The following is a 15,211-nucleotide window of genomic DNA, read 5'->3' on the forward strand; positions in this document are numbered from 1 at the left end:
TTGCCAGGGATTCGTTCAAGACTATCTGTCGCGGGCAAGGGAGTTTGCACCCGCTGTCCCCTGTTCGAACCGGACTCGTCACGACCCCGTACCGCGCGCCCATTTGACATGCGCACCCGTGCATACAAAAATGGCATCGATTTCCAATAAGGAGTTGGTTCGATGACAACGGAGAGTGGGGCGCCGCTACGGCGCGCCCGCGTCGAGACGGAAGCGCCGACCGCGATTCCGCACGACCCGTACCCCTATCGATCCCCCGTGCCGCCGGCGGTGCCCTCGCGCAATATCCTCGACTCGGCCGGGGAACTGCTGCGGGCGCTGGCCGCGCCGGTGCGCATCGCCATCGTGCTGCAACTGCGCGAATCGCCGCGCTGCGTGCACGAGCTGGTCGATACCCTCGGTGTGACACAACCGCTGATCAGCCAGCACCTGCGGATTCTCAAGTCCGCGGGCGTGGTTCGCGGGGAGCGCACCGGGCGCGAAGTGATCTACGAACTGGTGGACGAGCATCTGGCGCATATCGTCATCGATGCCGTCGCGCACGCCGAGGAAGGGTGAACCGTGGGAACGACCGAGAAGACAGTCGGTGTTCGCAGCACCCGCCAGCGCAGCGCCATCGCGGCCCTGCTCGCCGACATCGACGAATTCCGCTCCGCGCAGGAACTGCACGACGAGTTGCGCCGGCGCGGTGAGGGCATCGGCCTGACCACCGTCTACCGCACGCTGCAGTCGCTCGCCGACGCCGGCATGGTCGACATGCTGCGCACGGACTCCGGCGAATCGGTGTACCGGCAGTGCTCGACCGGGCACCACCATCACCTGGTGTGCCGGCACTGCGGGTCCACGGTCGAGGTCGAGGGGCCGACGGTGGAGGCCTGGGCCGATTCGATCGCGGCCGAGCACGGGTTCACCGGCATCAGCCACACCATGGAGATCTTCGGGACCTGCCCGGCCTGCTCGGCGAGTCAATCCGCTTAGCGGCGAAGCGGAAACGGAACGCTCGGCGGCGCACCCGACCTTCGAAGGGACGCGCCCCCGCCCTCGGGCCGGAGACAACGCAGCGGACCCCCGCCCGACATTCGGGCGGGGGTCACGCGTTCCAGCCCCCGGGCTGCCGGAACCCGATCGGGCCGGGCAGGGGTCATCGCGGGTGCGGCGTCAGACCGCGGGGGCCAGTTCCGGCTGTGCGGCCGGGACCGTCGCGGTGCGCGGGGTCCGGTAGATGCCGACGCCGAGCAGGATCACCGCGGCGGCGGCCCAGGCGAGCAGGGTGAGCAGCGGGGCCGCGGCGCCCGCGCCGTCGAAGTAGGCGACCGAGCGCAGCAGGCTGGCGGCCGCACCGGGCGGCAGCAGCTGGCCGACGGCACCCCAGGGCTGCGGGAGCAGTTCGGGGGCGGAGGTGGCCGCGGAGAACGGGTTTCCGATCAGCAGCATGGTCAGCGCGGCCACGCCGATGCCCGCCCGGCCCAGGGCCGCCGCGAGTCCGGTGACGGTGCCCGCGACGGCGAAGGAGACCAGTCCGGCGATGGCCGCCAGCGCGAGGTAGGAGCCCGGCAGAATCGAGAGCCAGCCCTGCGCGATCGCCATGCTCAACAGGCCGCCGGCCACCGCGAAGGTCGCCAGGCCCACGCCGCGCAGGGCGATCGAGGAGACCAGCAGGGTCAGCAGCACCCCGGCGGCGATGCCCGACATGACCAGCGGCAGCACCATGGAACCGAAGCCCGCGCCCCGGGGATCATCGGAATCGGCGGGGACCACGTCCTGCACCGCGGCCGCGGGCTGCCCCGAGAGCACCTGTGCGATGCCCGAAAGCTGTTGTGCCACCGCCGGGCTCGCGGCGGAGGCGACCATGACCCGGGGCGCTCCCCCGCCGGTCACGATGGCGCCGTAGACCTCTCGGCTCTCGATGGCGGTCCGGGCGGCGGATTCGTCTGCGACGGTGCGGATGTCGAAGGCCTCGGCGTCCTGCTCGGTGAGCTTCTGCTCGACCACGGCGGCCTGCGGCCCGGCGACCGCGAGGGGCAGATCACGCGGGGCGATATTGGTGGCCGGCCAAGCGAACGCGATGAGCATGACAGCTTGGATCAGCGCTGCGGCCAGGCCGATGGCTACGGCCTTGCGTGTGGTGTTCATCAAGTCCATCCCAAGAAAGCGAAGGTTCGTTCTTTTTGATGGGACAACCCTGACATCGAGCTGTCAGCTTGTCAAGAACGGATATTCGTTTTACTTTTGACGTATGCCCCGAGTCAGCGAAGAACACCTGGAACGACGCAGGCAGCAGATCCTGGACGCCGCGCAAACGTGCTTCGCCCGCAAGGGCCTTCACACCACCACCATGCAGGACGTATTCGCCGAATCCGGCCTGTCCGCGGGAGCTGTCTACCGGTACTTCAAGTCCAAGGACGACATCATCGCGGCCCTGACCACCGAGGCCACGGTCGATCTGCGGGCCGCGCTCAGCGAGGCGGTCTACAGCGATCCGCTGCCCACTCCCCCGCAGCTCCTGCGCACGGTCGCCGAGACCATCGTGCGGCTCAGCGGGCCGGGTGGGCCGGTCCGGCTCATCCCGCAGGCGTGGTCGCTGGCGCTCACCGACCCGAACATCGCCGACTACGTGCGCACCAACATCGGCGGCATGCGCCGGCTCTGGGTCGACTACGCCAACCGCATGCGCGAGGTCGGCTGGCTCGCGCCGGACGCGGACACCGAGGCCATCGCCCGGGCCTTCGTCGGGCTGCTACCCGGGTTCATCCTGCAGTCGCTGATCCTGGGCGACACCGATCCGGAGACCTTCGCGCGCGGGGTGGAGCAGCTGCTCCCGGCCTACAAGCCGCTGGCGCTGCCCGAGGTGTCGCCGAACTGAGCCGGCCGGGGTGCGCTAGGACGGTGGACATGCCGCCCGGCGCATCCGAGTCCGCCGGACGGGCACGAGGTCGTTGGTCCTGAACCGGTCGACCAAAATCGGCGGTGGGTGCCCGTGCACCCGAATGCCGAGGCACCGGGCCGGATACGCGAGCGGCGGCATCGCGCCCGAACCGGCCGATCGAACTCGCCGGCATATGCCGCGGTTCCCGTCCACCCGAACGCCGAGACACCGGCCGGGCACCCGGGCGGCGGCATCGCATGTGAACGGCCGCACCGTGCACGAGTGACGGTGCGGCCGTTGGGTCTTCGAGTTCTCGGGCTAGGCCAGCAGGCCCTGCCGTGCCCGGCCCGCGCCGGACAGCACCAGCAGCAGCATGGTGGCGAAGGCGTCGTCTTCCAGGCCCGCGGCCGGGAAGGTGTAGCGCAGGATGATGTCGGCCTGCTTGTCGTGCGTGACCAGGGTGATCGAACCGAACTGCAGCGCGGCGTTGCGTTCGGCGACGCGCTTGTGCAGTTGCGGCTTGAGCTGGCGATCCCAGGCCAGGACGCAGGTCAGGGTGAGCACGTCCAGGCCGGGGGCCAGATTCACCCCGCGCAGCGAGCACAGCGCGCCGTCGAACTCGAAGCCGAGACCGCCGTCCTCGACGCGGACATCCACCTCGTACTTCGCCAGGCAGGCGCCGGCGCGAGCCTGCAACTCGTCGGCGGCGGAGACGTCCCCGCTCACCTGACGCCACCGAAGCGACGGTCCCGCTTGGCGTATTCGAGGCAGGCCGCCCACAGGTTGCGGCGGTCGAAGTCCGGGAAAAGCGTTTCCTGGAAGACGAATTCGGCGTAGGCGGACTGCCACATCAGGAAGTTCGAGGTGCGGAATTCGCCCGAGGGGCGCAGGAACAGATCCACGTCCGGCATATCGGGTTCGTCGAGGAATCTGGCGATGGTGTCCTCGTTCACCTTCTCCGGGTCGATCTCGCCCGACTTCACCCGGCGCGCGATTTCCCTTGCGGCGTCCGCGATCTCGGCACGACCGCCGTAGTTCACGCACATGGTCAGGGTCATCACCGTGTTGTCCTTGGTGAGTTCCTCGGCGACCTCGAGTTCCTTGATCACGCTGCGCCACAGGCGCGGTCGGCGTCCCGCCCAGCGGACCCGCACCCCCATCTCGTGCATCTCGTCGCGGCGGCGGCGGATGACGTCGCGGTTGAAGCCCATGAGGAACTTGACCTCGTCCGGGCTGCGCCGCCAGTTCTCGGTCGAGAAGGCGTAGGCCGAGAGCCACTTGACGCCGATCTCGATGCACCCCTCGACGGTGTCCATGAGCACCGCCTCGCCGCGCTCGTGCCCCGCGGTGCGCGGCAGCCCCTGCTCCTGCGCCCACCGGCCGTTGCCGTCCATGACCAGCGCCACGTGCTTGGGCACGAATTCCGCCGGGATGGCGGGCGGGGTCGCCCCGGAGGGGTGCGGCGACGGCGGACGCACGTCGCGCAGGACGGTGGAGGGTTTGCGAGTACCGATCACGCCCACCATCCTGCCCGACGCGCCCGCGGGCGCGACGCCGCCCACGACATTCCCCCGACCTCTGCCCAACTTCCCCACATTCGCGATGTCCGCGAGTCCCGGCCGGCCGCCGCACCGCGCAAGCCGCCAACGGCCGGGTAGCCGGGCGCGGCTGCGAAGACCCCGACGGCAGAACCACAACTCCTGCCCGTCCCCCGCGTGCTCGGCGGCGCGAATCCGCATCGCACCCGCACGTCGCGCGAACGTTCCGGCGACCGGCGTCGGCCGCTCCGCGCGCGCTCGCGGGCCGGTGAGCTCGAGACCACCGGTCACCGCGGGTTCGCGCGGCGATCCGTCAGCGCAGGGTGTCGAGTTCGCGGAGGAGCTCGGAGGCGATCACCAGGTTCAGGTCGGTCAGGTCGAGGTTCTCGGGGAGGCGGAGGGAGTCGATGGTCTGTTCGGCGACGCCCATGGGGTTGCGGCCGTCGATGCCCGGGGAGATGTAGAGGAACACCTGGGTCGCGCCGCCGGGGAGGGTGCGGATGAAGCGGGTTGTCGAGCCGTTCTCGCCGTAGCCCTTGGCCCAGCCGAAACGGTTGAGGCCCAGCAGTTTTCCGGTGGGAACCACCGCGCCGTAGTAGGGATCCAGCCCGGCGGCGAACCCAGGCGAGTCGGGGGCGAAGCTCGGGCGTTCGATTTGCGGGAAGGGCTGCACGAGGCTGTAGTCGGCGAACACCTCGGCCCAGTCCTTGATCGATTCGTACAGGTGGAGGGGGTGCGCGAGGCCGACCGAGAGGTCGTCGGCGAGTTCGATCGGGTTGTCCTCGATGTCGGCCAGGGTGCCGTCGGCGTCGATGCGGAACGCGGTGCCGGGCGCGCCCTCGGCGTCGAAGGTCGTCCAGACCAGACGCCGGGCGAGCTGGCGCAGCAGGGGGTGATCGATGAACAGCGTGCGCTGGTTGGCGACGGTCCAGCGCCGGCCCAGCACCATGGCGGTTTCCAGCCGGGTCGACTGGTCGGCGACGGCGGCCTTCAGGGCTTTCTTGAAGGCACCGAAGGCGGCGTAGGCGGCCGGGGCGGCGGGACCGTCGGTCTTGCCCGGCTTGGGCAGGCTCGAGCGCTGGGAACCGTCCGCCTCGCGCACGACCGGATCCAGCTCGTCGTCCAACCCGACGGTGAACCGCCGCGTGCCGTAGTCCACGGTGAACGTGCCCTGCCGGTCGAGTCCCAGATCCGGCACGAGCCGGTCAGCGAACTCGTCCACCGTGAGACCCAGCTCGGTCGCCAGCCCACGAATCCGCGTCGCCGCGCGCCCACTCACCTGCGGCCAGGAGGAGTTCTCGGCCACGAGCTGAATGTGCATGTGCGCGTTGCGAGTTCCCATCAGCACGAGCGTGTCGAGCGCCGCGTCCGCCCGATTGATCGCGCGATCGCCCTGGGCGATGGTGCGCAGCCGCACCGCGGTCTCGTCGTTCCCGATCAGGCCCAGCGCTCGCAGCGGCCACATATTGCGTTTGGCCGGATACTTCGCGACCACCCACGCGCGGTACAGCGCCCAGGCGAAATCGCCCAGGGTGGCGGGGTCCAGCGCCTCGGCGACCATCCGCACCCCGGCGTAGTCGTCGTCGGGGGCGCACATCATGAGCATGCTGATGAGATGCTCGACCGCTGGCGCGGGCAGCAATTCAGCCCTGTCGCGCAGGCGGATTCGAGGCAGCCCACCGACGTTCAGCCAGGCCGGCGCCTTGGGGATCCGAGTGGGCAGCCGCTGCAACGGATCTCGATCCAGGGTGGACGCGATCACCTCGACGACCGCGGTGCCATAGGGGGCCGCGGCGGCCAGCACTAGGTCGCGATGCCCCTGGCCGTCGAGCAGCCACAGGATCGTCTCGGCCTGGCGGCGCGCCTTGACGCCCTTGCCGACCGCGGCCGGGATCAGCGCCCGAGCGGTCGAGTCCGGGTGACGCAGGAACCACGTCCGCGCGTAATGAGCCTCGTAGGTGTCGAAGGTCTCGACCATCCGGGCCGCGACCCCCGTACCGGTGATCGGCGCCCAGCTCGTGGCCCACGTCCAGGTTTGAAACGTGGTCGACTCGATCACCCAGGCCAGCACGTCGGAACCGAAGCGCGCGAGCAGCTTCCGATGCAGATCGGTTCCAGTGCGCTGGAAGTACGTCCCGTTCGAGTAGAAATGGCTGTAGTAACCGCCGCTGCCGTATCGCTGATCCCCGGGCACGGCGTCGAGATGCCGCAGGTGCGGTCGAGCGAGGTGTTCGGGCGCGTCGGCCAACAGCTCGACCAGCGTGAAGCCGGGGCTACCCAGCTCGTCGTCGATCACCCGTCGCCACGTCGTGTCATCGGCGTGGTCGTATTTTGCCGCGAGCCCGGCCCACAGCTCACGCTCGCCGGGTATCCACTCGAGCCCCGCGGGCATCTCCACCGCCACCACGTCGACCACGGTCGGCCGAATCCGCTTACCCCCCACCCACGGCGGCGCGGCCAGCAGTTCCGGCACCGCGCTGATATCGGCCTCAACCTGAGATGTTGCCACTGTCTCCCCTAGCCCACGAGCCCGACTTCCTTCGCCCGCAATGTATCCGGGCACACCGACAACGGACGCACCGGCGGGAGATACACCCGCCGGCCACGGGCGGGCTTCGGCCTCGATCGCGCGCACGTGGCGAATGCAAGCTCCGATTCCCCAGCGGCACCGGCAGGGTCGGTGCGACGCGGGGCATTCATCAACGGCCGGCGCGCAGCCGAGCCGGCCGAGTAGCCGCGGGCCGTCGACAGCATGACAACGCGAGAGGCGGGCTCGAAAGTCCGTGTGGGCGACACCGCTCCAGCGGTGTGGTCAGCTGACGGAGGCGGACTCCGCGGGCTCGTGGGGGCGGGTCCGTTCGATCAGGGGGAGGGTCCGGAGCTGGCGTTCCAGGTGCCATTGGAGGTGGGCGGCTATCAGGCCGCTGGCCTGGCGGCGCATGTTCTCGGGTACCGCGTGGACGCCGGACCAGTCGCCGACGTTGAGGGCGACCATGTGTTCCAGGACCCCGAGGATGGGGGTGGCCGCGCCGGGCGGACGGCAGTGCACGCATACCGCGCCGCCGGCGGCGACATGGAAGGCGCGATGCGGGCCGGGGGTGGCGCAACGGGCGCACTCGTCCAGGGCGGGGGCCCAGCCCGCGAAACCCATGGCGCGCAACAGAAAGGCGTCCAGGATCAACTCGTGCGGGCGGCGGCCCAGGGCGATGGCGCGCAGGGCGCCCGCGGTCAGGGTGTGCAGGCGCGGGGCGGGGGCGCGTTCCTCACCGGCGAGCCGCTCGGCGGTCTCGAGCACGGCACAGGCGGTGGTGTAGCGGCCGTAGTCGGCGACGATGTCCGAGGCGAAGGCCTCCACCGTGTGCACCTGGGTGACCACGTCCAGATTCCGGCCGGGATGCAACTGCACGTCGATGTAGGCGAACGGTTCGAGCCGCGCCCCGAACTTGGACCGGGTCCGCCGCACCCCCTTGGCGACCGCGCGCACCAGCCCGTGCTTGTGCGTCAGCAGCGTGACAATGCGGTCTGCCTCGCCCAGCTTGTGCTGGCGAAGCACCACCGCGTTGTCTCTGTACAGCTGCACCGCAACAGTCTCGCACGCGAGACCGACCACGCCCGCCCCGGTCACCGGCGTGCCCGCACAAGATCCCGGCCCGCCCGGCGATCAGCCGCGGGACAGCCCGGCCGATCCGCCTCCGCGCAGGCGGAGTCCCGAAGCGCCGACCGGTCCGAGCGCCCCGCGTGCGACAACCCCGATCACGCGGCGATCTTGACCGAAAGTGACATTGGACGTGTGACCAGAATCGCGCTACGTTTCCTGCTTACGGCTGGGAGACGGGACTCACATGACGATGGCGTCGATTGGTGAACTGGGGCTGGCGGAGCTGGCCGCGGCGCTGGCGCAGGGCAAGGTCAGCTCGGTCGCGGCGACCGGCGCCGCACTCGATCGCATCGAGGCGAGCCAGGGCGGGATGAACGCCTTCCGCGTGGTGCGGCGCGAGGCGGCGCTGGCCGAGGCCGCCGACGCGGACCGCAAGCTGGCAGCGGGCGAGCGCGCACCGCTGCTGGGCGTGCCGCTGGCCATCAAGGACGACACCGACATCGTCGGCAGTCCCACCGCGTTCGGCTGCGGCGGCAACTTCCCGGACAAGACCGCGGACGCGGAAGTGGTTCGGCGACTGCGTATCTCGGGTGCGGTGATCCTCGGCAAGACCAATACCTGCGAGCTCGGCCAGCTGCCGTTCACCAGCGGCGACGCCTTCGGCCACACCCGTAATCCGTGGGGCTCCGAGCGCACTCCCGGCGGCTCGTCGGGCGGCTCGGCCGCGGCCGTGGCGGCCGGATTGGTGCCCGCCGCACTGGGTTCCGACGGCGCGGGCTCGGTTCGCATCCCGGCGTCCTGGAACAACCTCGTCGGCATCAAACCCCAGCGCGGCCGCATCTCGACCTGGCCGCTGCCCGAGGCGTTCGAGGGCCTCACCGTGCACGGCCCCCTCGCTCGCACGGTCGCCGACGCGGCCCTGCTGCTCGACGCCGCCGCCGGCCCGCACGCCGGCGATCTGCACACCCCGCCCGCCCTGCGCGTCTCGGACGCCGTCGGCCGCGATCCCGGCCGCCTGCGCATCGCGCTGTCCCTGCGAATCCCGTTCACCGCCACCAGAACCCGCCTCGACCGCGAGGTGGAGGCGCGCGTACACGCGACCGCGAACACCCTGCGCCGCCTCGGCCACGAGGTCACCGTGGCGGACCTGCACTACGGCGTCATGATGGGCGCGACCTTCCTGCCCCGCTCGATGGTCGGCATCCGCAAGGCCCTGGACGCGCTCCCCGGCGCGACCGTGGACCCGCGCACCGTCGCGAACGCGCGCACCGGACGGATCCTGGGCCCGGCCCTGTTCGCCGCCCGCCACGCGGAAACCCTGCTGCGCATGCGAATCGGCCGGTTCTTCGACGACTACGACGTGGTCCTGGCCCCCACGACCGCCACCCCGCCCCCGGGCGTACACGAGATCGACAACATCGGGAACTGGGCGACCGACGAACTGATCACCGCCTGCTGCCCCTACACCTGGCCCTGGAACGTCCTGGGCTGGCCCGCGGTCAACGTCCCCGCGGGCTTCACCGCCTCCGGCCTCCCGGTCGGCGCCCAGCTGATGGGCCCCGCCAACTCCGAACCCCTCTTGGTTTCGGTTGCCGCCCAACTGGAGTCGGAACTGAAGTGGTACGAACACCGCCCCGCCGACTGGTGGAGCGCCCCGGCTGCCTGACAGCCGACCACACCCACCCGCGACCGGCCCGCACCAACTGGACTCCGCGCCCGCGTGCGATCTGGGCGCGGGCTATAGGCCTGGCCGCCTTTTCGATCCGCCCCGGCGACGCCGCACAACGTGCGAGACGCCCCGCGTCAGAACCCCAGGCGCCCCAGCTGTTTCGGGTCGCGCTGCCAATCCTTGGCCACCTTCACGTGCAGGTGGAGGTAGATCCGGGTGCCGAGGATGTGTTCGATCTGCTTGCGGGCGTTGGTGCCGACCTCTTTGAGGCGGGCCCCGCCCTTGCCGATGATGATCGCCTTCTGGCTGGGGCGTTCCACGTAGAGCAGGGCGTGTACGTCGAGCATGCCCTCGTGCGTGCGCTTGCCGTCGGCCTCGGTGTCCTCGTTCTCCTCGCGGTCGAGGATGTCCTCGATCACCACCGCGAGCGAATGCGGGAGCTCGTTGTCCAGCCCCTCGAGCGCGGCCTCGCGGATGAGCTCGGCCATGAGGGTTTCCTCCGGCTCGTCGGTCAGCTCGCCGTCCGGGTAGAAAGCCGGTCCCTCGGGCATTTTCGAGGCGATAACGTCGACCAGGATCTCGACCTGCTCACCCTTGACCGCGGACACCGGCACGATCTCGGCCTCGGGCCCGAGCAGCTCGGACACCGCCATGAGCTGATGCGCGATGGCGTCCCGGCTCACCTTGTCGATCTTGGTGACCACGCCGATGACGGTGGTCTTGGGCGCCATGGTCTTGATCTGCTCGACGATCCAGCGATCACCGGGCCCGATCTTCTCGTCCGCCGGAATGCAGATGGCGATGACGTCGACCTCGGAATAGGTGTCGCGCACCAGGTCGTTGAGCCGCTGGCCCAGCAGCGTGCGCGGCCGGTGCAGCCCTGGGGTGTCCACCAGGATCAGCTGCGTGTGCTCGCGATGCACGATGCCGCGGATGGTGTGCCGGGTGGTCTGCGGCCGCGAGGACGTGATCGCGATCTTCTGCCCCACCAGGGCATTGGTGAGCGTGGACTTGCCGGTGTTGGGCCGCCCTACGAAACAGACGAAGCCCGAACGGAATTCGCCCTTCTTGTCGCTACTCACTCGAACACCTCCGACTCGGTTTCCAGATCGAAGCCCGCCGGAATGCCGGGCCGGGTGGCCGGGTCGCCCTCGACCGGGGATTCGATGATCTCGTACACCGCGCCCTTGGCATCGGTGAACACCACCCGCGTGGCGGGCGAGACCTCGCGCAGCGCGGCGACGCCGGCGTCGGAGAACCGCCCCGCCACCACCACGGCCGTCTCGAATCCCTCCGCGCCACTGGAGATCGCGGCCGCCACCGCGGCCTGCAAAGCGGTCAGGCGCAGGTTCTCGAGCGCTACCTCACCGGCCGCGTAGGTGCGGCCATCGGTATCGCGAACGGCCGCGCCGCCGCTGCCGCCGGTGCGTCCCATCGCGCCGCGGGCCAGGGTCAGCAGTTTGCCGTCCTCGGCATCGAGTTCCGTCATCGGGTTACTCCGTCCTCGTGCGCACCGTCCGAGTTGCGTTCGGCCGCTTCGGTCTTGGCTTTGGCGCTCTTGTCGCCGGTCGGGTTCGGCGATTTCTCGCCCGCGGACTCCGGCGACTTCTCGCCGGGCTCGGCGGCGCGGCGCACCACCACGGTGTGCACCCGCACCCGCCCGCGCGCGTCGGCCCCGCCCTCGCCGCGCAACTGCAATCCGTACATGACGGCCTTGGAACCGGGCAGCGGCACCCTGCCCAGCGCGTGACCGAGCAGGCCGCCGACGGTGTCGACGTCCTCGTCCTCGATCTCCATGCCGAACAGGTCGCCCAGGTCCTCGACCGGAAGTCGCGCCGAGACACGGTATTTGCCGGGCCCGATCTCCTCCACCGGCGCGGTCTCGTCGGTGTCGTACTCGTCGGCGATCTCCCCGACGATCTCCTCGAGCACGTCCTCGATCGTGACCAGCCCGGCGATGCCGCCGTATTCGTCCACCAGCACCGCCATATGGTTGCGGCGGCGCTGCATCTCGTCGAGCAGGGCGTCCAGCGGCTTGGAATCCGGCATGAAGACCGCGGGCCGCATGACCTCCGCGACCTTCACCTTCTTGGCCCGATCCGCGTACAGCACCAGGTCTTTGAGGTAGACGACGCCGAGAATGTCGTCGACGTTCTCCCCCACCACCGGAATTCGCGAGTGCCCCGACCGCACGGCGAGCGACATCGCTTGCGCGGCGGTCTTATCCGACTCGATCCACACCATCTCGGTGCGCGGCACCATGACCGCGCGGGCGGGGGTCTCGCCGAGTTCGAACACCGACTGGATCATCCGGCGCTCTTCGTCGTCCACCACACCGCGCTCACCGGCGAGATCGACCACTTCGCGCAGCTCGATCTCGGAAGCGAAGGGCCCGTTGCGAAATCCCTTACCGGGGGTGATGGCGTTGCCGAGCAGAATCAGCAGTCGGCCGATCGGTCCCAGCAGCGTGCCGATGGCCTGCAACGGCAGCGAAGCGCCCAGCGCCAGCGAATAGGCGTGCTGGCGGCCGAGGGTGCGCGGCCCGACCCCGATCACCAGGTAGTCGACCAGCACCATGACGGCCGCGGTCACCACGAGCGCGGTCACCTCGGGCAGCCAGTCCATGAGCACCGCCGCGAGCAGCACCGTGGCGCTGATCTCGCACAGCACGCGCAGCAGCACCATGAGATTCACATAGCGCGGGCGGTCGGCGATGATGCGTGTCAGCCGGACCGCGCCGGAGCGATCGGCGCGCACCAGATCGTCCACGCGCGCCGGGGAAATGGTATTCAGCGCCGAATCCAGCGCCGCGAACACACCGCCGGCCGGTACGAGCACTACGGCCAGCAGCAGTAGAACGAGAGAATTCACGCGGGATCCAGCGGATCACCGGAATCGGTGAACCCGGTCTTGCCCAGCAGTCGCCGATCCCGCTCGGCGAGTTCCTCGCGAATCCGCGCCTCGCGCACGCTCTCGTACCAGCCCTCGAGGAGTGAGCCCTGCAGGGCGAACATCTCCTTCTCCTCCTCCGGCTCGGCGTGGTCGTAGCCGAGGAGGTGGAGCACGCCGTGCACGGTCAGCAGCGCGAGTTCGTGATCCATGGAGTGCCCGGCCTTCTCGGCCTGCTGCGCGGCGAACTCGGGGCAGAGCACGATGTCGCCGAGCATGGAAGGGCCGGGCTCGGCGGCATCGGGCCGCCCGCCCGGCTCCAGCTCGTCCATGGGGAAGGACATGACGTCGGTCGGACCGGGTAGATCCATCCAGCGCATGTGCAGGTCCGCCATGGTGTCGAGATCGACCAGCACCATCGACAGCTCGGCTGCCGAGTGCACGTCCATCTGACCGATCGCGAAGCGCGCGACACTGATCAGTTCTTCTTCGGATACCTCGATACCCGATTCGTTGGCGATCTCGATACTCACCCGCTCAGCCTATCGGCCGAGCTCAGTGTCGCCCCTCCCGGCTCGCGGCACGCCGCTGCGCACGGTTGCCCGGGTAGTGGGCGACCTGCGGGCGGTTGTCGTTCTCGTACCGGTCGTAGGCGTCGACGATCTCCGCGACCAGCCGGTGACGCACCACATCGCTGCTGGTCAGCGTGGCGACGTGGATGTCGTCGACATCGGTGAGGATCTCCACCGCGGCCCGCAGACCCGAGCGCGCGCCGGTCGGCAGATCGACCTGGCTGACGTCGCCGGTCACCACCATCTTGGATCCGAACCCGAGCCGGGTCAGGAACATCTTCATCTGCTCGGCGGTGGTGTTCTGCGCCTCGTCCAGGATGATGAACGCGTCGTTGAGGCTGCGACCGCGCATGTACGCCAGCGGCGCGACCTCGATCACGCCCGCGGCCATCAGCTTGGGAATGGCCTCGGGATCCATCATGTCGTGCAGCGCGTCGTAGAGCGGGCGCAGATACGGATCGATCTTCTCGTTGAGCGTGCCGGGCAGAAAGCCCAGTCGCTCACCGGCTTCGACCGCAGGGCGGGTCAGGATGATGCGGGTGACCTGCTTGGTCTGCAACGCCTGCACGGCCTTGGCCATCGCCAGGTACGTCTTGCCGGTACCGGCCGGGCCGACGCCGAACACGATGGTGTTCGCGTCGATGGCGTCGACGTAGCGCTTCTGGTTCAACGTCTTCGGGCGGATGGTCTTGCCGCGCCGGGACAGGATGTCCAGGCTCAGCACCTCCGCCGGCGAGTCCGACGAACCCTCGGTGAGCATGGAGTGGGTGTGCCGCACGGCTTCCGGGGTGACCCCGCGATTGCGCGCGGTGAGCGCCACCAACTGCGCGATGACCCGCTCGGCCAGGGCCACGTCGGCGGGCTGGCCGGTGAGGGTGACGGTGTTGCCGCGCACATGGATGTCGGCGTCGAGGAGTCGTTCGAGTTCACGCAGGTTCTCATCGGCCGAACCCAGGAAACCGAATACCGACTCGGGTGCCAATTCAATGCTGGAGCGAACTGTCCGGCTCGCCGGCTCGGATGCGTTGTCGCCGGCGCCGCCGCTGGACACGGGGGTGTTCTGGTCGCCGATTTTGCCTGGTGTACTCAAAAGTGGCTATAGCCTGCTTCCCGGTCTCGAGCCTCACTTCGTTGATGGAAGTTTACCGCCGTGAACCGACAGCGCCCAGTGAATAAGGGGCTACCCGTAGGGTGCGGCACAACCGCCGCAACGCTGCGGCCTGGGCGTTATCCGTTTCCGGGTAGTTCCCCGAGGGCGAAATCCCAAACCCCATCGAAAGTATGATTTCCGATCCGGGCCGATCGCGATCGCCGCGACGGGCCGTTTCCGGCGGCGGCTACCAGCGCGGGGTGAGTGCGCCGAGCGCGCCCAGGGCCACCGCGGCGGCCGTGGAGGTCCGCAGCACCGTGGGCCCGAGCAGCACGGCCCGCGCGCCCGCCTCGGACAACTGCGCGATCTCGGAGTCGTCCAGGCCGCCTTCGGGCCCGACGATGAGCACGACCTCGGCCGCGCCCTCGAACGGCAGTTCGGTGAAGCGGCCCGCACCGGACTCGTGCAGGGCGGCCACGACCGCTCCGCGTTCGACGGCCGAGCGCACCAGTTCCACGAGTTGCCGCGTCGAGTGCAGTTCGGCCACGTCGGGGATGTAGGCGCGGCGGGACTGGCGGGCGGCCTGTTTGGCGGCGGTGCGCCATTTCTCGACGGCCTTGTGCGCCTTGTTCTCCCAGTTGGAGACGCAGCGCGCGGCCTGCCACGGCACGATCGCGTCCGCGCCTGCCTCGGTCATGAGCTCGATCGCGAGTTCGGAGCGATCGGACTTGGGCAGCGCCTGCACGACCGTGACCTGCGGGGTCGCGGGGGCCGCGACCCGGCGGTCGAGGACCTTCAGCTCGAGCCGGTCCTTCTGTGCCGCAACCACTTCGGAGTCGGCGAGGACGCCGTGCCCGTCCGAGAGGGTGATGGGCTCACCCACCCGGATGCGCCGGACGGTCGCCGCGTGACGACCTTCCGGACCGTCCAGGACGGCGGTCGCGCCGGGCTCCGGCACCTCGTCGAGGTAGAAGACGGTGGCGGCCAAG

General features: G+C 69.7%; 15 protein-coding genes. 4 read left to right on the forward strand and 11 right to left on the reverse strand.

All coding sequences use genetic code 11. The annotated features are described in order from the left end of the window. Positions 1 to 162 precede the first annotated feature (162 nt). A complete protein-coding gene (locus ACFVBH_RS39245) occupies positions 163 to 558 on the forward strand; it encodes an ArsR/SmtB family transcription factor (protein WP_379011358.1) in 396 nt (131 codons plus the stop codon). Between the two features lie 3 nt (positions 559 to 561). After that, positions 562 to 978 carry a Fur family transcriptional regulator gene (locus ACFVBH_RS39250; protein WP_379011366.1) on the forward strand — a complete coding sequence of 139 codons (417 nt, stop codon included), beginning with the start codon at positions 562 to 564 and terminating at the stop codon, positions 976 to 978. A gap of 180 nt (positions 979 to 1,158) precedes the next feature. On the opposite strand, the gene ACFVBH_RS39255 is transcribed toward ACFVBH_RS39250, so the two are convergent. Continuing rightward, positions 1,159 to 2,133 carry a hypothetical protein gene (locus ACFVBH_RS39255; protein WP_379011370.1) on the reverse strand — a complete coding sequence of 325 codons (975 nt, stop codon included), beginning with the start codon at positions 2,131 to 2,133 and terminating at the stop codon, positions 1,159 to 1,161. Between the two features lie 103 nt (positions 2,134 to 2,236). On the opposite strand from ACFVBH_RS39255, the gene ACFVBH_RS39260 reads away from it, so the two are divergent. Further along, positions 2,237 to 2,863 carry a TetR/AcrR family transcriptional regulator gene (locus ACFVBH_RS39260; protein WP_379011376.1) on the forward strand — a complete coding sequence of 209 codons (627 nt, stop codon included), beginning with the start codon at positions 2,237 to 2,239 and terminating at the stop codon, positions 2,861 to 2,863. 321 nt (positions 2,864 to 3,184) lie between these two features. On the opposite strand, the gene ACFVBH_RS39265 is transcribed toward ACFVBH_RS39260, so the two are convergent. The 4 genes from ACFVBH_RS39265 to recO form a co-directional block, all read right to left on the reverse strand. Next, positions 3,185 to 3,592, reverse strand: a complete 408-nt coding sequence (locus ACFVBH_RS39265; RefSeq protein ID WP_379011380.1) for a hypothetical protein — start codon at positions 3,590 to 3,592, stop codon at positions 3,185 to 3,187. Then, positions 3,589 to 4,392 (reverse strand): isoprenyl transferase, encoded by an 804-nt coding sequence (locus tag ACFVBH_RS39270; protein ID WP_354986049.1) that lies wholly within the window; start codon positions 4,390 to 4,392, stop codon positions 3,589 to 3,591. Before ACFVBH_RS39270 ends, ACFVBH_RS39265 begins: the two co-directional genes overlap by 4 nt. Before the next feature lie 325 nt (positions 4,393 to 4,717). Beyond that, positions 4,718 to 6,913: a DUF4132 domain-containing protein gene (locus ACFVBH_RS39275; protein ID WP_379011385.1), complete on the reverse strand. Its 2,196-nt coding sequence runs from the start codon at positions 6,911 to 6,913 to the stop codon at positions 4,718 to 4,720. A gap of 303 nt (positions 6,914 to 7,216) precedes the next feature. Beyond that, on the reverse strand, positions 7,217 to 7,984 hold the full coding sequence (recO, locus tag ACFVBH_RS39280) for a DNA repair protein RecO (protein WP_354986034.1): 768 nt from the start codon (positions 7,982 to 7,984) through the stop codon (positions 7,217 to 7,219). A gap of 262 nt (positions 7,985 to 8,246) precedes the next feature. On the opposite strand from recO, the gene ACFVBH_RS39285 reads away from it, so the two are divergent. Continuing rightward, positions 8,247 to 9,668, forward strand: coding sequence for an amidase (locus ACFVBH_RS39285; protein ID WP_379011397.1), 1,422 nt, complete (start codon positions 8,247 to 8,249; stop codon positions 9,666 to 9,668). A 137-nt stretch (positions 9,669 to 9,805) separates the two neighbouring features. On the opposite strand, the gene era is transcribed toward ACFVBH_RS39285, so the two are convergent. The 6 genes from era to ACFVBH_RS39315 form a co-directional block, all read right to left on the reverse strand. After that, positions 9,806 to 10,753: a GTPase Era gene (gene era / locus ACFVBH_RS39290; RefSeq protein ID WP_379011405.1), complete on the reverse strand. Its 948-nt coding sequence runs from the start codon at positions 10,751 to 10,753 to the stop codon at positions 9,806 to 9,808. After that, positions 10,750 to 11,160: a cytidine deaminase gene (locus tag ACFVBH_RS39295; RefSeq protein ID WP_354986031.1), complete on the reverse strand. Its 411-nt coding sequence runs from the start codon at positions 11,158 to 11,160 to the stop codon at positions 10,750 to 10,752. The genes era and ACFVBH_RS39295 overlap by 4 nt, the downstream gene beginning before the upstream one ends. Beyond that, complete coding sequence (locus ACFVBH_RS39300; protein ID WP_379011413.1) at positions 11,157 to 12,542, reverse strand: hemolysin family protein; 1,386 nt, start codon at positions 12,540 to 12,542, stop codon at positions 11,157 to 11,159. Before ACFVBH_RS39300 ends, ACFVBH_RS39295 begins: the two co-directional genes overlap by 4 nt. Then, a complete protein-coding gene (ybeY, locus tag ACFVBH_RS39305) occupies positions 12,539 to 13,093 on the reverse strand; it encodes an rRNA maturation RNase YbeY (protein WP_354986029.1) in 555 nt (184 codons plus the stop codon). The genes ACFVBH_RS39300 and ybeY overlap by 4 nt, the downstream gene beginning before the upstream one ends. Positions 13,094 to 13,115: 22 nt before the next feature. Beyond that, positions 13,116 to 14,183 carry a PhoH family protein gene (locus ACFVBH_RS39310; protein WP_354986028.1) on the reverse strand — a complete coding sequence of 356 codons (1,068 nt, stop codon included), beginning with the start codon at positions 14,181 to 14,183 and terminating at the stop codon, positions 13,116 to 13,118. A gap of 286 nt (positions 14,184 to 14,469) precedes the next feature. Beyond that, positions 14,470 to 15,210, reverse strand: coding sequence for a 16S rRNA (uracil(1498)-N(3))-methyltransferase (locus tag ACFVBH_RS39315; protein WP_379011422.1), 741 nt, complete (start codon positions 15,208 to 15,210; stop codon positions 14,470 to 14,472). Between the last annotated feature and the right edge of the window lies 1 nt (position 15,211).

Origin of the sequence: Nocardia sp. NPDC057668 (genome assembly GCF_042799795.1) — a bacterium.
Lineage (GTDB): Bacteria > Actinomycetota > Actinomycetes > Mycobacteriales > Mycobacteriaceae > Nocardia.